The organism is Aminobacter sp. MDW-2, from assembly GCF_014250155.1.
Classification (GTDB): Bacteria; Pseudomonadota; Alphaproteobacteria; order Rhizobiales; family Rhizobiaceae; genus Aminobacter; species Aminobacter ciceronei.
In genome coordinates this window covers 2646982-2663811 of record NZ_CP060197.1, presented here as the reverse complement: position 1 = coordinate 2663811, position 16830 = coordinate 2646982, and the positions used below count along the sequence as shown (strand labels likewise).

At 63.3% G+C, this 16830-nt stretch carries 20 protein-coding genes; 12 read left to right on the top strand and 8 right to left on the bottom strand.

The window, feature by feature from the left end; all coding sequences use genetic code 11:
* Window positions 1-168 precede the first annotated feature (168 nt).
* A complete protein-coding gene (locus tag H5P29_RS13030) occupies window positions 169-534 on the top strand; it encodes a hypothetical protein (RefSeq protein WP_067959738.1) in 366 nt (121 codons plus the stop codon).
* A gap of 70 nt (window positions 535-604) precedes the next feature.
* Here the strand turns inward: H5P29_RS13030 and H5P29_RS13025 are convergent, their stop codons facing one another.
* Complete coding sequence (locus H5P29_RS13025; protein ID WP_371818636.1) at window positions 605-1093, bottom strand: GNAT family N-acetyltransferase; 489 nt, start codon at window positions 1091-1093, stop codon at window positions 605-607.
* 2 nt (window positions 1094-1095) lie between these two features.
* Window positions 1096-2190: a lytic transglycosylase domain-containing protein gene (locus tag H5P29_RS32555; protein ID WP_246340510.1), complete on the bottom strand. Its 1095-nt coding sequence runs from the start codon at window positions 2188-2190 to the stop codon at window positions 1096-1098.
* 235 nt (window positions 2191-2425) lie between these two features.
* On the opposite strand from H5P29_RS32555, the gene H5P29_RS13015 reads away from it, so the two are divergent.
* Window positions 2426-2944, top strand: a complete 519-nt coding sequence (locus tag H5P29_RS13015; protein WP_067966283.1) for a methylated-DNA--[protein]-cysteine S-methyltransferase — start codon at window positions 2426-2428, stop codon at window positions 2942-2944.
* 102 nt (window positions 2945-3046) lie between these two features.
* Here H5P29_RS13015 and H5P29_RS13010 read toward each other — a convergent pair whose 3' ends face one another.
* Window positions 3047-3373, bottom strand: coding sequence for a hypothetical protein (locus tag H5P29_RS13010; RefSeq protein WP_154384829.1), 327 nt, complete (start codon window positions 3371-3373; stop codon window positions 3047-3049).
* Window positions 3374-3706: 333 nt separating this feature from the next.
* On the opposite strand from H5P29_RS13010, the gene H5P29_RS13005 reads away from it, so the two are divergent.
* Window positions 3707-3916: a cold-shock protein gene (locus H5P29_RS13005; protein WP_067959730.1), complete on the top strand. Its 210-nt coding sequence runs from the start codon at window positions 3707-3709 to the stop codon at window positions 3914-3916.
* Between the two features lie 286 nt (window positions 3917-4202).
* On the opposite strand, the gene H5P29_RS13000 is transcribed toward H5P29_RS13005, so the two are convergent.
* The 3 genes from H5P29_RS13000 to H5P29_RS12990 form a co-directional block, all read right to left on the bottom strand.
* Window positions 4203-4814: a glutathione S-transferase family protein gene (locus H5P29_RS13000; RefSeq protein WP_067959727.1), complete on the bottom strand. Its 612-nt coding sequence runs from the start codon at window positions 4812-4814 to the stop codon at window positions 4203-4205.
* Window positions 4815-4916: 102 nt separating this feature from the next.
* The gene (locus tag H5P29_RS12995; protein ID WP_169808323.1) at window positions 4917-5753 is read right to left on the bottom strand and encodes an EAL domain-containing protein; all 837 of its coding nucleotides are present in this window, start codon (window positions 5751-5753) and stop codon (window positions 4917-4919) included.
* Complete coding sequence (locus tag H5P29_RS12990; RefSeq protein WP_067959720.1) at window positions 5746-6657, bottom strand: EAL domain-containing protein; 912 nt, start codon at window positions 6655-6657, stop codon at window positions 5746-5748. Before H5P29_RS12990 ends, H5P29_RS12995 begins: the two co-directional genes overlap by 8 nt.
* A gap of 280 nt (window positions 6658-6937) precedes the next feature.
* Between H5P29_RS12990 and H5P29_RS12985 the strand changes: the two genes are divergently transcribed.
* The 4 genes from H5P29_RS12985 to H5P29_RS12970 all read left to right on the top strand — a co-directional run bounded on the left by H5P29_RS12985 (window position 6938) and on the right by H5P29_RS12970 (window position 11264).
* Window positions 6938-8140, top strand: a complete 1203-nt coding sequence (locus tag H5P29_RS12985; protein ID WP_067959717.1) for a pyridoxal phosphate-dependent aminotransferase — start codon at window positions 6938-6940, stop codon at window positions 8138-8140.
* A 220-nt stretch (window positions 8141-8360) separates the two neighbouring features.
* On the top strand, window positions 8361-8753 hold the full coding sequence (locus H5P29_RS12980; RefSeq protein WP_154384827.1) for a hypothetical protein: 393 nt from the start codon (window positions 8361-8363) through the stop codon (window positions 8751-8753).
* A 124-nt stretch (window positions 8754-8877) separates the two neighbouring features.
* Entirely contained in the window at window positions 8878-9048 is a 171-nt protein-coding gene (locus H5P29_RS12975) for a hypothetical protein (protein ID WP_018428911.1), read from the top strand.
* Between the two features lie 329 nt (window positions 9049-9377).
* Window positions 9378-11264, top strand: coding sequence for an MFS transporter (locus H5P29_RS12970; protein ID WP_067959711.1), 1887 nt, complete (start codon window positions 9378-9380; stop codon window positions 11262-11264).
* A gap of 71 nt (window positions 11265-11335) precedes the next feature.
* Here the strand turns inward: H5P29_RS12970 and H5P29_RS12965 are convergent, their stop codons facing one another.
* Window positions 11336-12229, bottom strand: a complete 894-nt coding sequence (locus H5P29_RS12965) for an NAD(P)/FAD-dependent oxidoreductase (RefSeq protein WP_154384826.1) — start codon at window positions 12227-12229, stop codon at window positions 11336-11338.
* A 211-nt stretch (window positions 12230-12440) separates the two neighbouring features.
* Here H5P29_RS12965 and H5P29_RS12960 point away from each other — a divergent pair, with 211 nt between their 5' ends.
* The 3 genes from H5P29_RS12960 (at window position 12441) to H5P29_RS32920 (ending at window position 13397) form a co-directional block, all read left to right on the top strand.
* Window positions 12441-12887, top strand: coding sequence for an Rrf2 family transcriptional regulator (locus tag H5P29_RS12960; RefSeq protein ID WP_067959707.1), 447 nt, complete (start codon window positions 12441-12443; stop codon window positions 12885-12887).
* Between the two features lie 145 nt (window positions 12888-13032).
* Window positions 13033-13173 (top strand): DUF3291 domain-containing protein, encoded by a 141-nt coding sequence (locus H5P29_RS32925; RefSeq protein WP_154384825.1) that lies wholly within the window; start codon window positions 13033-13035, stop codon window positions 13171-13173.
* Window positions 13174-13271: 98 nt separating this feature from the next.
* On the top strand, window positions 13272-13397 hold the full coding sequence (locus H5P29_RS32920) for a DUF3291 domain-containing protein (protein ID WP_083948756.1): 126 nt from the start codon (window positions 13272-13274) through the stop codon (window positions 13395-13397).
* Between the two features lie 103 nt (window positions 13398-13500).
* Here the strand turns inward: H5P29_RS32920 and H5P29_RS12945 are convergent, their stop codons facing one another.
* Window positions 13501-14994: an MFS transporter gene (locus H5P29_RS12945; RefSeq protein WP_067959704.1), complete on the bottom strand. Its 1494-nt coding sequence runs from the start codon at window positions 14992-14994 to the stop codon at window positions 13501-13503.
* Between the two features lie 97 nt (window positions 14995-15091).
* On the opposite strand from H5P29_RS12945, the gene H5P29_RS12940 reads away from it, so the two are divergent.
* Both H5P29_RS12940 and H5P29_RS12935 read left to right on the top strand, forming a co-directional pair.
* Window positions 15092-15769, top strand: a complete 678-nt coding sequence (locus H5P29_RS12940) for a helix-turn-helix domain-containing protein (protein WP_154384824.1) — start codon at window positions 15092-15094, stop codon at window positions 15767-15769.
* 115 nt (window positions 15770-15884) lie between these two features.
* Window positions 15885-16799, top strand: a complete 915-nt coding sequence (locus H5P29_RS12935; RefSeq protein WP_154384823.1) for a pyridoxal-phosphate dependent enzyme — start codon at window positions 15885-15887, stop codon at window positions 16797-16799.
* Window positions 16800-16830: the final 31 nt, after the last annotated feature.

Here is a 16830-nt window from a genome sequence, read left to right as displayed (position 1 = left end):
TGGGGGTGGTCGAAGAAGCGCACGCCGCCCACAGACTGGCACCGCGCCAGACCTCGCCTGCTGTCTGAACAGCCGTTCGGCGAAACCACCCTCGGAAGCCCGTCACCTCACCCCCTCGTCATCCCACCCCCATCCGGCTACCCTGCCCCGCCAGCCAGGAATCGCCGCATGCCATACGCCTACGACCCGTTCGACGAGATCCGCCGCGAGGCATCCGGTGTCAGCCTGATCCCGCCACAGGTGGTCGCCGACAACGCCGCCAGGGGACTCGTATTGAGAAGGCAGTTCGGCCGCGGCGGCACAGAGATCGGCGTCGGCCGCGCCGAGGAGCTTGTCGCCCGTACCGAGCTTACGCCCCATACCATCAAGCGCATGGTCAGCTACTTCGCCCGCCACGAGGTCGACAAGCGCGGCAAGAATTTTGGCAACGAGCAGAACCCGTCAGCCGGCTACATCGCCTGGCTGCTCTGGGGAGGGGATGAAGGGCGCGCTTGGGCTCTGGAGATGAAACGCGCTATCGCTGATCAGGCGTAATGCTGTTCGATTATCTGAATAGCCCAAAATCGAAAACATCCATGATGGCTGCTATTTTCGGCTGCAGAATTTAGCCACCCCAGTCCACCTCGGTCATGCCGAGCCTGAGATAGAGCCGAACAGCAGCCGAGTTGTCGACCAGGTTGGTCTTGAGGTCGATATGGCTCGCGCCCCGCGCAGCAAATATGGCAAAGACATGCCACAGCAAGGCCTCGGCGATGCCCTTGCCGCGACTGTCGGGACGAACGGCAAGGTCTTTCAGGAAGCCGCTGGTCCAGCTCAAGGCAGCGCCCGCCAACCGGCCCTCGTTATCGAAGACCAGGAAACAAAGTTCAGGGTCAAATTCCGAGTCGGCCTCGAGTCGTGGCCACCACTGGTCGAACGGGCCGTTCATGCCGTCGTCGAAGACGAGCTCAAGCAGATCGTAAAGTGCAACCGCGTCGGAGGCCTGAAACGTCCGCATCGAAAAGCCAGCGGGCCAGCGCGGGGGTCGCAGTTCGCCGGGCAGCACCCTGCGCAGGCGGACGTCGTTTTCCCCCTGCGGCGATGGCATCGGCAAGTCTAGCCGCGGTGACGGGCGCGGTCGCGGCCGAGCCCGGTCTCGTCGAGCAGGCCTTTGCGCTTGGCGTGGTAATAATAGCCGCTCTGGTAAAGCTTGTCGGCCTTGTCCTCGTCGCCATCGGCGACCATGAAAGCGCCGCGCAGATATTTGACCGCGTATTTCAGATTGGTCTCGGCATCGAACAGGCCGCGCGCCGGGCCGTCATAACCCATGCCGCGCGCGGTGGCGTGCTTGATCTGCATCAGCCCCCAATGGCCGTTGTTGAAGGCCATCGGGTTGAAGGTGCTCTCGCGGTTGACCACGCGCCGCACAAGCCGCTCGGGCACCTCATAGAGAGCCGCGTATTTCGAGATCAGCTCGTCGATCTTGCCGCGAGAGGCAAGTGCCGGGCTATCGGGCGCGGCATAGGACGAGGTGGCGAAGCTTTCGGGCGCGACATTGCCCAGCGACGCGACCTGGTAGCTGCGCGGCACCGGCGCGCTGGCCGGCAGGGCATCGTCGGCGATCGTCGGCGCGGACGGAAACTCTCCGACAAGCTTGTCGGCTGTGGCAACGATTTCGCCGCCGGCCATCGGCACCGACATCGGGTCGACCGGGCCCTTGGCCAAGGCAGGAGCCTTGGGCGCGGTGGCGGCAACGGCAACAGCTTTTGCGGCATCAGCAGCAGGCGCGATCGGCGCAGCGGCAACTGCCTTTTCGCCACCAGCAGCGCCAGTCGCCTTTTCGGCACCAGCAGCAGGCACCGGCGGCGCGGCAGCAACGGTCACGGCAGCGGCCTCGCTTGTGGCCGGCGTCGCGGCGTCAGCGGCACCCGCGACATCCGAAGCATCGGCAGCGGGCGCTGCGGCAGCGAGCACGGCAGTGGCCGGCGAAGCTTCGGTGGAGGCATATGATGCGGTCGGCAGCACTGCCACGGTTTCCGGCAGCGCGAGATCGGCGACCTCCGTCGAAGCGGGCGCAATCTCGGCGTTCAAGGCCACGTCGGCGGCCGTCGAAAGATCGGTGTTGAGAGCCGCTGTGTTGGTCTGGCAGCCCGACAGCAATGCCGTCGCCAATGCCACCGAGATCAGCAGGTGAGTCTTTATCGCCGGCAAATGCACACTCTGTTAATGATTTCGTCCCGCCCGACCCTCTCTACAACAACGTATGAGCCCCGGCAATCCACAGGTGGATACGGTTTTCGGGTGGCATGCGCACACAGATCATGGCACATTGTTCCTGATTTGTACCGAATTCACGCCAGCTGCCAGGACGAAAGGAACGGTCGTGGACCCCAGCATTTTCCATCCCCTGCCCGGCCGCGCCGTCTTCGAGACGGCCCTCGGCTTCATGGCGCTGGCATGGAGCAAGACCGGGCTTGTCAGGCTTTGCCTGCCGGAAAAAACCCGCGACGCCGCCGAGCGCCGACTGCTGCGACTGGCCGGTCAGGCCACGGCCGCGGGCGACCATACGCCGCCACCATGGATCACCGCGCTGATCGCCGACATCAGGCGCTATGCCGACGGCGAGGACGTCGATTTCTCCGATGTCCCGGTCGATCTCGCCGGCATCGACGATTTCCGCCGCGACATCTATGCCGCCGCCCGAAACCTTCACTATGGCGAGACCACCACCTATGGCGGGCTGGCCGAGAAGGCCGGCCGGAAGGGTCTGTTCCGCGAAACTGGCTCGGCACTGGGGGCGAACCCTATTCCCCTCGTCATTCCGTGTCACCGCATCCTCGCCGCCGGCGGCAAGATCGGCGGCTTTTCGGCAACCGGCGGCTCGAACATGAAGGAAAAGATGCTGGTGCTCGAGGGCGTGCGCGTTGGCCCGCCGCCATCCACCCAGGCATCGTTCGGGTTCTGACAGGGGATGAAAAGAAGAGCACACAACTGCGGGAGCTGCGCCTGACGGCGCGCTCCGGCGCGCAGAAAGCGTTTCAGAGCGAGATCAATTGTCCGCTTGCGTTCAGTCGCTCAGCGGAAACAGCCGGCGCTTGAAGAAATTGCGCTCGATTCGCTTGCAATTGTAGACCGGGCAGGACCGCGCATCGGCCGTCGGTACATATGCCCGGCGCGCCTCTTCGCCGGCCGAGCAGAAATGGTCGTTGGCGACATAACGATCATAACGCGGCACGCCCGACGTCGGCGACGTCCAGCGCAGGATCACCGCGCCCTGGTTGCGCACGACGCTCTGCGTCTGGGCGCAGCTCATTTTCGTCGATACGTAGCGCGACGCGGCCTGCGCTTCGGCTGCCATCAGTGTCAGGCACGCGGCAAGCAAAATGGCTTTCATGAGAACCTCCCGGACTTCGCGCAACGGCTGGCGCCGGCCGAACGTTACAGCGCCTCATCTTGCATCGCTCGCAATGCCATGGGCGCCAGGCAATATAACACCCTGCGCCCGCCATGGTTGCATGGCAATTGAGGCAGGTTTCAAGCGCCACTATTTGCAAGGGCTTGCACTTGCGGCCATTTGCCCTTATATCCGGCACGTTGATATTTCGGCCGACAGATCCGTGCCCCGCGACACTCTCGCGTTTGCAGACGTCTCTCCCCAAAATCTCGATACCACGACTGGGCATGCTCGCTTGGTCAAGAAAAACTGCAAACGACAAGGATATTCAATATGGCTACTGGCACCGTTAAGTGGTTCAACGCAACCAAGGGCTTCGGCTTCATTCAGCCCGACGCAGGTGGCGCGGACGTTTTCGTCCACATCTCGGCTGTCGAGCGTTCGGGCATGGGCTCGCTGGCCGACGGCCAGAAGGTCAGCTTCGAAATCGAGCAGGACCGTCGCACGGGCCGTTCGTCGGCTGGCCAGCTCAAGGCAGTCTGATTTAAGGCGCGCGGGAGCGAAAGCTCCAATCGCGATGCAAGTCACGGATGTACTGGCGGCTGCGCGACAAGCGCGCCGGAATCTCTGACCCGAAGGACGATGCGGCAGATTGCCGTGAGCCCGGGTCAGGTGATCCAGGATCAGCTGCTGACAGCGGAAGGCGGGGTCACACCCCGCCTTTTTCTTTTTGCGCAGACAGGGTCGCGGCTCGAAACTCGCCTCGACGTTATAGAAAGGGGCCCGAAGATCGCATCTTCGGGCCTTCTTGCATTTCAGGATCAGGCGTTCACGGCAGCCAGGTCAGCGGCACATGGCCCTCGTCCGCTGCCACGCGGGCAAGCCAGGCCTTCACCGCAGGGAACGCATCCAGGTCATAGCCGCCGATGGTCGCGTCATGGGTGTAGGCATAGAGTGCAATATCGGCGACGCTCATCGCATCTCCGGCCAGGAACGGCGTCTTCTCGAGCTGCACCTGCATCACCCCAAGCGCCTTGTTGCCGCCGTCGAGCAAAGCCTGCATGCGCTCCGGCGTCGCCTGGGCGGCGCGCTCGGGGTAGAGGAACATCGTCCGCCTGACAGCAACGAAGGGTTCGTGGCTGTACTGTTCGAAAAACAGCCATTGAAAGACCAGCGCCCGCTGGTAGGCGTCTGCCGGCAAAAGCCGTGTCCCTTCGGCCATGTGGAGCAGGATCGCGTTGGACTCGGCAAGGAAGCGGCCATCGTCGAGCTCGAGCAGCGGCACCTTTCCGTTGGCGTTCTTGGCGAGGTAAGCGGGCGTACGTGTGGAGCCGTCGCGCGAGCTGGTCTCGACATGGCGGAACGGCCGGCCGAGCTTGGCCATCAAAAGCCGCGGCTTGTAGCTGTTGCCGCTGTCGCTCATTCCATAGATCGTGATCATCGCATTCACCCCGTTTGGTCAGCGATTATCGTCCCTGAGGTGAGTCGATCCAGCGAATTGTTCTGGTGCGAGGCATCAGCTTTGGTGATCTTTCGTACCGCGTCAGCCGAACAGCGGCACCACCACGCATTCGCCGCGACGATATTGCGACGTTTCGCGCGCCCCTTCGGCAAACACACTGCCAACCAGCTTTGCAGGCTCGAGCAGATCGCCCTGGAACAGGTCGACACCGGCGCCAAGCGCAATTTCCAGGCGGCTCTCATTGTCGATGCCCTCAACGAGCACGTCGACACCAAGCGTCTTGAGTTCCGACACCACCGGACGCAGCAGCCGCCCGGTCGCGGCGTCGGCGCAGAAGCGTTCGAACGAGGCGCGATCGAGCCTGACGATATCGGGCAGCACACGCTTGACGGCGTCGACGTCATGCTGCGCCGAGCCTGGCTGCCCCAGAGCGACACGCATTCCAAGCGCCCGCAGTTCACAGGCCAGCTTTTCGTCGCCGCCGATCTCGCAGATCAGTTGCGACGCCTCGAAACCTTCGCCCTTGAGGCGCCGGACCATGAAACCCAGATCGTCGAGATCGGGTGCATCACCATTGATGTCCTGCCTGAACAGCAGCGCGATGCCCTTGACGCCCATATTGTGGGCGTTGGCAAGCGGCAACACCGCCCAGACACGTGCGACGATCGCGCGTTCCTCATCGACTATCTCGGCGAGGAATTCGCCAACCGCGACCGGCCGTCCCTCGCGATACGGCACCACCTGGGCGTCGGCGGCGACCGGCGTCAGGCGGCCGTCTTCATGCCGGAAGATCGGCTGGATCGCGCAACGCAGGCGAAACTCACCGTGAACGCCGAACTCCAGGCCAATTTCGTCGGCGGCGATCCTTGCCACCAGGTCCCGAGGCAACGCGCCAAACCCGAAAACCACGTCACTCATGCACTGTCCTCTTGCCGAAGCTTCGGCTTGATCGCGGCGCGCGAACGGCAACCGCATCGGCAACTCCGGCGGGCAAAAGCTCCGTCCGGTGATCTCCGGCGGCTTCGGGCGCCACCGGTTCGAAGTGGGAAAAATTCGCCGGCACGATTTCCGGCAGGGCCAGAACGAAGCCCTGCACCATCGAGGCGCCGGAACGCTCGGCCAGTTGCAACTGCCAGCTTTCCTCGAGCCCCTCGAAAACTGTGCGGATGCCCTTGTCCTCGAAATTCGCCACCATCTCCTTGAGCAGCGCGAAACCCGCGCCCGATTCCATCAGCCGGCTGATCCAGTGGGCATCGAACTTGACGATGTCGGGCTTGATGTCGCGGATGCGCTTGATGTCGGAGTCGTCCGAGCCGAAATCGTCGACTGCGATGCGCAGGCCGCTCCCTTTCAGCGCCCTGACAAATTCGAACAGCGCCTCTTCGGAGGCCGGCTTCTTCTCGGTGACCTCGCAGACGATGCGGCGCGGATCGATGCCGGTTTCGTTGAGCACCTGGCGCATGTCGCGCAGCGCATGCTCCGAGATCGAGCTGTCGAGAAATACCGATGGATCGAAATTGATGAAGATCGACGCTTCCTTGGGCAGGAACACGGCGGCGTTCAGGAGGTGCAGCGTCCGGGTCAGCGTTTCGACATGCAGCCGCTCGATGCCTTCCACGGCAGCGAAGAAGATGCCTGGCGGCACGGCCTCAGTCCCGCGAAACGGCCTGATCAGCCCTTCGAAGGCGGTGACCAGCAAGCGGCCCGACTGAAAGGCGTAAATCGGCTGAAACGCGCTGCGCAGGGCATGCACACCCCAGACGCCGGACGCAGATCCGTCGTCGTGCCGGATGATTTGGGCGAGCCCGATGCTCTTCGACACGGTCCGTCCTATTTCCGGAAAGCTGCGAAATTGCCCCGCCAAAATCTCATCGAAGATTTGATCGGCGGTTAACGCGATGGCTCAAACTTGAACGAACGCCGCCCAGCCGACTGTTTATGCACAGCTTCCACCGGCTTCTGGACCATCACATCCAGGCCTCCCGAAACGTCAATCCGCTTGCGATTCCCTGCGTCATGCGACATTACAGCGCCGCGCATTCCGTTGGATGCGCAAAGGCGGTCGAGCGACCGCGCCCTTTCCGAACCGGAGACCTGAAGTCATGGCCTTTCTTGCCGATGCCCTTTCCCGCGTTAAGCCTTCCGCGACCATCGCGGTCACGCAGAAAGCGCGCGAGCTGAAAAACGCCGGTCGCGACGTCATCGGCCTCGGCGCAGGCGAGCCGGACTTCGACACCCCGGACAATATCAAGAATGCAGCGATCGAAGCGATCCGCCGCGGCGAGACCAAGTACCCGCCGGTCTCCGGCATCGCACCGCTGCGCGAAGCCATTGCCGCCAAGTTCAAGCGCGAAAACAATCTCGACTACAAGCCGGAGCAGACAATCGTCGGCACAGGCGGCAAGCAGATCCTGTTCAACGCCTTCATGGCGACGCTAAACCCCGGCGACGAAGTCATCATCCCCCGTCCCTACTGGGTCAGCTATCCCGAGATGGTGGCGATCTGCGGCGGCAGCTCGGTGTTCGCCGAAACGTCGATCGACAACGGCTTCAAGCTGACGGCAGCGGAACTTGAGCGCAGGATCACGCCGAAGACCAAGTGGCTCTTGATGAACTCGCCGTCGAACCCGTCAGGTGCCGCCTACACCGAAGCCGAGCTGCGCGCCATCGCCGACGTCCTGCTCAAGCATCCGCATGTCTGGACGCTGACCGACGACATGTACGAGCACCTGACCTATGGCGACTTCGTCTTCAAGACCATCGCCGAAGTCGAGCCCGCGCTCTATGACCGGACGCTGACGATGAACGGCGTGTCAAAAGCCTATGCCATGACCGGCTGGCGCATCGGCTATGCCGCCGGTCCGATCGCGCTGATCAAGGCGATGGACATGATCCAGGGGCAGCAGACCTCGGGCGCCTGCACCATCGCTCAGTGGGCGTCGGTCGAAGCACTCAATGGCCCACAGGACTTCATCGCCAAGAACAAGGCGATCTTCCAGGCCCGCCGCGACCTCGTCGTGTCGATGCTCAACCAGGCGCGCGGCATCACTTGCCCCTCGCCGGAAGGCGCCTTCTACGTCTACCCGTCCTGCGCCGGCCTGATCGGCAAGAAGACGCAAGGCGGCAAGATCATCGACGGCGACGAAACCTTCTGCTCAGAGCTGCTTGAAGCCGAAGGCGTGGCGGTGGTGTTCGGTTCGGCCTTCGGCCTCGGCCCGAACTTCCGCATCTCCTACGCGACGTCGGAGAAGCTGCTCGAGGAAGCCTGCACGCGCATCCAGCGCTTCACGGCATCGCTCGTCTGAGCAAAGCCCTAAGGCGAAAAAGGGAGCCCGGCTTCGGCCGGGCTTCCTTTGCCGGTTGCATAAGGCAACTTTTACTTGTATGCAGATGCCAACAGAAACCTTCTGAATCTCATACGCTATCATACATTTGCATATTGCCGTGCCGGTACAATCTGTTACTCTAAAGTAACTATATCCGCCCCCATTGGCGGAATCGTGCAGAGGCAGTCAGAGGCAGCAATTGTATCAGCGCAGACAGCAGCAGCAGGGGCGAAGGAGCAGAAGTCTGCTCTCATGCCTGTTGTTGTTGTTGCTATCGCTCTTTGCTGCACTCAGCGTCTCGGTTGCATCGACCCACGCGCACGCGGCCGGCTATCATCCTGAAGCAAATCTCTCGCTCGACGAAGGCACCGATCGGGTCACCGATGACCCCGGTACGCTTCCCGCCTGCAGCGACACATGCCTTGCCCTTGCCGAACTGAACGGGGACGGCAGCGACGACAGCGCCCTGCTGCGTATCGCCAACACCCTTTCGGCCGTCGATCTGACCAGCGGTTCGCTGGCCATCGACCCGCTTTTCAGCTTCCTGCGCTACCGAACCAGCGAGCCGCGCGCGCCTCCGGCTCGCGCCTGAACGGCGCAACGCGCCCCACCTGCGCCGCATGATCGGTCGGCAGCGGCTACTGCATCAAGCTCGCCGTCAGGGCTGGTCACATCTGCCCCTCCGGGACATTCCCGAAACAGTCTCAGGAATCATCATGTCTAAGACTCATCCACTCGGATTCCGTATCGAACGCGACCTCAAGGAGGCGCTCGTCAAGGCAGCCAAGGATGACCACCGCTCGGTGTCATCGATGGTTGAGATCATCATTGCAAGGTGGCTGCGCGATCGCGGCTACCTCGTCGAGAAGGAAGAACGGGCCGCCTGAGCCCGCTTCCCCGCGCCCCTGCCCGGCGCGCAACTTGGCGCCGGGCAGCATCCGCCGGACTTGCCCGGCATACCAGGTCTTCTTCACTGGCAAACGCACAAGTTCAGCCGTCCGCGTTTTCTCGCCAAGCCCTGCATCATCGTTTGCAATGCAGCATAAAAGCCCGCGACGACTTCGCGCTTGCCTCTACGACCAAAGTCATAATCCCAAAGCAGCGATGGATAACGGCCGTATCGCGGCGTTATCAATTCGACGTCGTTTGGTCAGGCGGATTCGTGCGGAGATTGCTCTCCAGGCCCTTGCCGCCGGCACTCTGGGAGGAGATTTTTATGGCAATTTCGGCAACCGCCGGCGCCCGTGCGCGCGGCATGTCGCGAGAAGAGAAGAAAGTCATCTTCGCTTCGTCGCTCGGTACCGTCTTCGAATGGTACGATTTCTATCTTTACGGTTCACTCGCTGCCTTCATCGGTGCGACCTTCTTTGCCTCGTATCCCGAGGCCACCCGCAACATCTTCGCGCTGCTCGCCTTCGCGGCAGGCTTCCTGGTTCGCCCGTTCGGCGCGCTGGTCTTCGGCCGCATCGGCGATCTCGTCGGCCGTAAATACACTTTCCTCGTCACCATCCTGATCATGGGCCTGTCGACCTTCTTTGTCGGCCTGCTGCCCGGCTCGGCCACCATCGGCATCGCCGCGCCGATCATCCTGATTGCGCTGCGCATGCTGCAGGGCTTGGCACTCGGCGGTGAATATGGCGGTGCTGCGACCTATGTCGCCGAGCACGCGCCCGACGACCGTCGCGGCTACTACACTTCGTGGATCCAGACGACGGCGACGCTCGGCCTGTTCCTGTCGCTGGTCGTCATCCTGGTCGTCCAGACTTGGCTCGGCAAGGAAGACTTCGCCGCCTGGGGATGGCGCGTTCCGTTCCTGCTTTCGTTCATCCTGCTTGGCATCTCGGTGTGGATCCGTCTGTCGCTGTCGGAATCGCCGACCTTCCAGCGCATGAAGGAAGAGGGCAAGGGTTCCAAGGCGCCGCTGTCGGAAGCCTTCGGCCAGTGGAAGAACGCCAAGATCGCGCTGCTCGCACTGTTCGGCCTCACCGCCGGCCAGGCCGTGGTGTGGTACTCGGGCCAGTTCTACGCGCTGTTCTTCCTGACAAACGTGCTCAAGGTCGATGCACAGTCGGTCAACATCATGATCGCCGTTTCGCTGCTGCTCGGTACCGGTTTCTTCGTCTTCTTCGGCTGGCTGTCGGACAAGATCGGCCGCAAGCCGATCATCATGGCCGGCCTGGCGCTTGCCATCGTCACCTACTTCCCGCTGTTCAAGGCGCTGACCTGGGCCGCAAACCCGGCACTGGCCACTGCCCAGCAGAACGTTCGTGCCACCGTCACTGCCGCTCCTGGCGACTGCAAGTTCCAGTTCAACCCGGTGGGCACAGCCAAGTTCACCACCTCCTGCGATATCGCGACGTCGTTCCTGACCCGCAATTCGGTTCCTTATGACGTCGTCACCACGGCCGCCGCCGGCACTCCTGCCACGGTCAAGATCGGCGAAGCAACCGTCACCTCCTATGACGCCGTCGCCGCCGGCGATGCCGCCAAGGCGAACGACGCCGCCTTCGTCAAGGCGGTCAACATCGCTCTCCACGACGGCGGCTATCCGCTGGTCCGTGGTGCCGCAAAGGTTGCCGACCAGAAGCTGGACGCCTTCGTCGCTGCCAACCCCGAGCTGAAGCTCGACGCAGCCGCGATCCGCGGTGGCGAAAAGGCAACCATGCCAACCGAACAGGCGATCAAGGACAAGCTTGTGACCGCGGAAGAAGCAGCCGGTGCACCTGAAGTCGGCTTCTTCAACATCCCCGGCGGCGGCTCGTTCTCGATGGTCGCCGATCCGGCTGCCGTCAACAAGCCCATGGTGATCGGCATCCTGTTCATCCTGGTCGTGTACGTGACGATGGTCTATGGCCCGATCGCCGCAATCCTGGTCGAAATGTTCCCGACCCGCATCCGCTACACCGGCATGTCACTGCCCTACCACATCGGCAACGGCTGGTTCGGCGGCCTGCTGCCTGCGACCGCCTTCGCCATGAGTGCCGCGGCCGGCGATATCTACTACGGCCTGTGGTACCCCATCGCGATTGCCGCAATGACGCTGATCATCGGTGTGATCTTCGTCAAGGACACGCTGGGCACCAACCTCAACGCCAAGGACTGATCCGCGGCACCAGTAAGAAGAGCCCGGCAGGTGCAAACCTGCCGGGCTTTTTCTTTTCCTGGTCCGACCCTTCAGTCAGCCTCGAACATCAGCGAGCGGTGCGTGGCAGCCCCTGCCATGGCCCCGTCGCCCACCGACAGCGCCACCGAGCCTGCCGCCCGCGCAATGTCGCCACATGCGAACACGCCCTTCACCGTCGTCTGCTTCATCGCGTCGGTCCTGACGAAATTGCCCATCGGCCCAGCCTCCAGTTCGCAGCCCAGCTGTTCGACCCACGGGATCTGAAGCGATGTCCTGGGCATGGTAAACAGCCCGTCCAGTTCAAACATCCGACCATCGTCGAGCACGAGGTCGGCGCCCTCGCCCCTGACCTCGCGGACGAGTGCGGCCTCGACCGTCGCGCCGCGCGCAGCAAGCTGCCGAAGCTGCTCGGCGTCGGGCGTGAACACGCCATTGGTGAACAGCGTCGTCGTGCCCCAGTCGGGCAGCATCAGGGCGTGATGCATGGAGTGCTCCGAAACGGCGAGCACGCCGATCCGGCCCTGGTTCAGCTCATAGCCATGGCAATAAGGACAATGAAAGACGGATCTGCCCCAGCGCTGGCGCAGGCCGGGGATTTCGGGCAGGCTGTCGGAGACCCCGGCCGCCAGCACCAATCGCCTGGCGCTCGCCACACGGCCAGTGCCGAGATCGACGGCGAAACCACCTTCGATCCGCCGCGCACCTTCTGCCCTGCCCTCCAGCCACGTCACGCCGGGATAACGCTCGAGCTGCTCACGCGCCTCGGCGGCAATCGCGCCCGGCTCGCGGCCATCTTGGCCGAGGAAGCCATGGGAATGCGCGGCAAAGCGGTTGCGCCGCTCGCCCACGTCAATGACCAGAACCTTGCGCCTGGCGCGGGCAAGCTGCAGGCCCGCCGACATCCCCGCATAACTGCCGCCGACGATGATGACGTCGTAGTCCATGGCCAAAAATCCTTTGAAGCGGCCCTGTGGTCGCGCTGTGCTTCCCCAGCGGGTCGAAGAGCTTTCTCATTTTCACGACACTTCATATGTTACATGACTGTGGTCGTCAAGCTTCACGCAACTCCTGTTGTTGCGTGACCGACTATCTGTTAGGCCTGACCAGACGCCGGCAGCGAGCTGAACCGCTCCAAAAAGCCGAAAGAACAGCACGATGAGATCCGACACCCGCCTCTCCCGCATGCTGCATGTGCTGATCCACATGCAGCACCACGAGGGAACCGCGACCTCGGACGCAATCGCCATGATGCTCGGCACCAACCCAGTGGTCGTACGCCGGACCATGGCTGGCCTGCGCGATCAGGGTTATGTCCGCTCGGAGAAGGGCCATGGCGGCGGCTGGCTGCTGGCGCGGTCGCTGGAGGAGATCACGCTGCTCGACATCCACAAGGCGCTAGGCACCCCACAGCTCTTCGCCATCGGCCTCGCCGGCGACAACCCGAGTTGCACCATCGAGCAGGCGGTCAACACCTCGCTCGCCGAAGCGATGGACGCGGCCGAGGCGATCCTTTTGGCCAAATTCGGCAAGGTCACGCTGGCGGAGCTGGCCGAGGGCGCGGCGAAGGTCGCAAACGGCAGGCTGACGATGGAGCACCTTTAGGGTCTTTCTTCGCGATCTCACTGCAGGCGACGATCATCCGCAGGCTGACGGTTAACGAGCTTTCACAAAACCGACGATGGAATTCTCTCTCCAGCAACAACGGGTTCTACGTCGATAGAATCCGGGGTCTTGGGAGGAGCCATCAATGACAATAGCGCAGATGAATTGGGGGCGACTGAAGTGCCCGGCCAACGATCCGCGATTGAAAGAATCTATGGACGGCCTTGGAGACGTCTACCGCTTGGCAGAAGCTCACCCTGGGTTCCTGTGGCGGATGACGCAATAGCTGCGGAAACGAAGGCCTGCGGCTTCGACAATCGCATGTCCGCAACTGTCTCGCTCTGGAGGAGCCTGGACGATCTCCACGATTAAACCTTCAACTCACTGCATGGAATCTACCTCAAGCGAACCTCCGAATGGTTCGAGAAGATAGATGAGCCTCAGCTGGTCACCTGGTTCATTGAGAATAGCAACGTCAGACCAACCTTCGCTGAAGCTTGGGAGCACTGATCTCACTTCAAGAATCCGGATTGTCAGATCGAGTATACGACTGGCGAAAGTAGCGCTGCCGAACCGACTGTCGTCGGGCAGCAACCCTTGTGCATCCGCCCCCTCAGCCGCCTTGCGTGTCGGTCTGCAGCCCGCCGCGGCCACGCAGCAGCAAGCTCAGCACGGCGCCGCAGATGGCGATGGCGCTGCACAGCAATGCGGCGACCTTGAGCGCTTGTCCCAAGGCATCGCGCGCCGCCTCGATCTGCACACCGGCATTGTCCGGCCCAAGTGCTGCGTTCATCGGCAACGCCGCAAGCTGCGGATGGTCCACAAGCGCCAGTTGGTAGAGCATCGTCAGCAGGCTGCCGAGTACGGCGATGCCAAATGCACCGCCCAGTTCGGTGCTGGCCTCGGACAAGCCGGCGGCGGCACCGGCATGTGATGCCGCCACCGAGCCGACAATGACGTCGGTCGTCATGGTGAAGACTGGCGCCAGCCCAAGCGAGAACAGGCAGTAGGCCGCAATCATCAGCGTGAGATCGCCGCTGGCGGCTGCGGCTCCCGCCAGCGCGAAGCCACCGGCTGCGACGAGGAAACCGAGCGCCATCAACGCAACCGTGCCGAGGCGTGATGCAATCGCCGGCGCCGCAATTGCACCGGCGATGAACGCCACGCCCGACGGCGCCGAGGCCACTCCGGCCTGCAACTCCGTCAGGCCGAGGCCGAGCTGGAAATACAGCGCCATCAGCAGGAACATGCCGAAGGCAACGAAAAAACCGAGAATGTTGATCGTCAGCGCTGCCGAAAAGCGCGGCGAGGCAAACATATCGAGGTCGAGGAACGGAACCGCGAGCCGCCGCTGCCGGTGCAGGAACAATGTCGTGGCAACAATGCTCACTGCCAGCGCGAGACCGGCCTCGCCGCTCCAGCCGTCCATCGCCACCTTCTTGATGGCATAGACCAGGCCAAGTACCGCCACCAGCAAGCTGAGCGCGCTTGCGACGTCGGGGCGTGGCGCCGCGCCGTCGCGCGCTTCCGGCAGCATCTTCGGGCCAAGAACCAGAAGCAGGGCCATGACGGGCAGGTTGATCAGGAACACGGATCCCCACCAGAAATATTCGAGCAGCACGCCGCCAACCAGTGGACCGACGGCACCACCGGCGGAGAAGCTGGCGATCCAGACGCCGATCGCCTTGCTGCGATCCTCGGGGTGCGGAAACAGGTTGCGCACCATCGACAGCGTCGACGGCGCAAGCGTCGCTGCGGCAATGCCCATCAGCGCGCGCGCCGCGATCATCATCGGCGCCGAGCTCGCGAAGGCAGCGATCAGAGACGCCACGCCGAAGGCGAATGCGCCCCACAGCAACAGGCGCCGGCGGCCGATGCGGTCGCCGACGACGCCCATCGGGATCAGCGCGGCGGCCAGGATGAAGCCATAGATGTCCACCATCCACAACAGCTGAGCTGGCGTCGGGTCGAGATCGGCCGCCAACTCCGGCAGTGCAAGGTTCAGCACCGTCAGATCCATCGAGTACAGCAGGCACGGCAAGGCGAGGATCGCCATCGCCAACCATTCACGGCGCCCCGCCCGGGGCAAATCGCCATGCTCTTCCATCTTCGCCTCTCCTGGAGCGCTTGATCGACAGGTACGCGCGTGACAATGTGGATATGTGTGAACTAACTACTCCTAAAAAGCAACTACTTGGTTTTTAATGAGAACTGAAAAGAGCAGAAGCTACGACGACGGCTGTGCGACGGCGCATGCGCTTGACCTGATCGGTGAGCGCTGGGCGCTGCTTGTCGTCCGCGAGTTGCTCTTCGGGCCCAAGCGTTTCACCGACCTGCGCACCGACCTGCGCACCATCAGCCCCAACGTGCTGACCCAGCGCCTGGAAGCGCTGGAGGCAACAGGCATCGTGCGCCGGCGCAAGCTGCCGCCGCCTGCCGCGTCCTGGATCTATGAACTGACCGAGTGGGGCAGCGAGCTCGAGGACACCATCGTCACTCTGGGCAAATGGGCCGCCCGTTCGCCGTTCCTGGAACAGGGCCTGCCGATCAGCCGGGCCGGGTTGCTGCTGGCCATGCGGGCGATGTACAGACCACAAGACGACGGCGGCTTCTGCATTAGCCTCGACATGCCCGACGGCACGGCTGTCGTCTCCGGCACAGCTGAAGGCTTCGACATCCAGTTCGGCGACGAGGCCTTGAAGTCAGCGCAAGCCATGTTCTCCGGCACCTCAAGCGTTCTCGACAGCATTCTGTTCGGCGGCGTCTCCGTCGAGGCGGCGCTGAAGGCGGGCGATGCCAGGATCACCGGGGACATGTCGGCCATGGCCAAGCTGCTGCGGGCATTCCCGATGCCGCCGGCAGCGACCGGCCTGGCGCCCTAGCGGCGTGCCGGCGCGCTGAGGGCACTGGCTTGGTCATTTCCCGCACCTGCTTTCTGGCGCAGGTCCTGGACTTGGCTCATAAGCACCAGACATCTTTCCCCGAGGTCGCCACTCCATGCCCCTGCACATCAACACGCCGCTGCTCGAATCCCGGCCGCTGAGCCTCGCCGCCGGGCGCTCGATCTGGCTGAAGATGGATGCGCTGCAGCCACCGGGCTCGTTCAAGATTCGCGGCATAGGTGCTGCCTGCGAACATCATGCCAAGGCGGGCAAGCGCCGCTTCGTCTCGTCCTCCGGCGGCAATGCCGGCATCGCGGTCGCTTACGCCGGCCGCCGGCTTGGCATGCCGGTGTCGGTCTTTGTCCCGGAAACGGCAACGGAATTGGCCAAGGCGCTGATCCGCCAGGAGGGCGCGGAGGTCATCGTCCATGGCGCGTCATGGCAAGAGGCCAACGAACGCGCCATGTCGGCGCTCGATGCCGACACGGCCTTCATCCACCCCTTCGACGACCCGCTGCTCTGGACCGGCCACGCGACGATGATCGACGAGGTCGTCGCGGAAGGTTTGTCCTTCGACGCGGTTGCCCTGTCGGTCGGCGGCGGCGGGTTGATGTCGGGCATTGTCGAGGGCCTGGCCCGCAACAGCCTCGCGCATATCCCGATCATCGCGGTCGAAACAGAGGGCGCTGCCTCGCTTGCTGTCGCCATGGAGGCCGGCCAGCGGGTGCAGTTGCCGGCCATTACCAGCATCGCCACCTCACTCGGCGCCCGCATTGTCAGCGAGCGCGCCTTCGAAGTGACGCAGACCCAGTCCGTCGACAGCGTCGTGGTCAGCGACCATGCTGCCGTCGAGGCCTGCCTGCGCTTCCTCGACGATCACCGGGTACTGGTCGAACCGGCCTGCGGCGCAACGCTTGCTCTCGCCTACAGCCATATGGATGCGCTCTCGCGCTACAACCGCGTACTGATGATCGCCTGCGGCGGCGCCACCGCGTCGTTGGCCCAGTTGCAGGCGTGGCACACTGCCTGATCCTTCGGCATCGGCCTTGGTGCGCGACGAG

Bases quoted from the DNA above. Each gene is read 5' to 3' on its own strand.
- H5P29_RS13030 (WP_067959738.1), top strand. From the start codon at position 169: ATGCCATACGCCTACGACCCGTTCGACGAGATCCGCCGCGAGGCATCC.
- H5P29_RS13015 (WP_067966283.1), top strand. From the start codon at position 2,426: ATGGCGCTGGCATGGAGCAAGACCGGGCTTGTCAGGCTTTGCCTGCCG.
- H5P29_RS13010 (WP_154384829.1), bottom strand. From the start codon at position 3,373: ATGAAAGCCATTTTGCTTGCCGCGTGCCTGACACTGATGGCAGCCGAA.
- H5P29_RS13005 (WP_067959730.1), top strand. From the start codon at position 3,707: ATGGCTACTGGCACCGTTAAGTGGTTCAACGCAACCAAGGGCTTCGGC.
- H5P29_RS13000 (WP_067959727.1), bottom strand. From the start codon at position 4,814: ATGATCACGATCTATGGAATGAGCGACAGCGGCAACAGCTACAAGCCG.
- H5P29_RS12995 (WP_169808323.1), bottom strand. From the start codon at position 5,753: ATGAGTGACGTGGTTTTCGGGTTTGGCGCGTTGCCTCGGGACCTGGTG.
- H5P29_RS12985 (WP_067959717.1), top strand. From the start codon at position 6,938: ATGGCCTTTCTTGCCGATGCCCTTTCCCGCGTTAAGCCTTCCGCGACC.
- H5P29_RS12975 (WP_018428911.1), top strand. From the start codon at position 8,878: ATGTCTAAGACTCATCCACTCGGATTCCGTATCGAACGCGACCTCAAG.
- H5P29_RS12970 (WP_067959711.1), top strand. From the start codon at position 9,378: ATGGCAATTTCGGCAACCGCCGGCGCCCGTGCGCGCGGCATGTCGCGA.
- H5P29_RS12965 (WP_154384826.1), bottom strand. From the start codon at position 12,229: ATGGACTACGACGTCATCATCGTCGGCGGCAGTTATGCGGGGATGTCG.
- H5P29_RS12960 (WP_067959707.1), top strand. From the start codon at position 12,441: ATGAGATCCGACACCCGCCTCTCCCGCATGCTGCATGTGCTGATCCAC.
- H5P29_RS32925 (WP_154384825.1), top strand. From the start codon at position 13,033: ATGACAATAGCGCAGATGAATTGGGGGCGACTGAAGTGCCCGGCCAAC.
- H5P29_RS12945 (WP_067959704.1), bottom strand. From the start codon at position 14,994: ATGGAAGAGCATGGCGATTTGCCCCGGGCGGGGCGCCGTGAATGGTTG.
- H5P29_RS12940 (WP_154384824.1), top strand. From the start codon at position 15,092: ATGAGAACTGAAAAGAGCAGAAGCTACGACGACGGCTGTGCGACGGCG.
- H5P29_RS12935 (WP_154384823.1), top strand. From the start codon at position 15,885: ATGCCCCTGCACATCAACACGCCGCTGCTCGAATCCCGGCCGCTGAGC.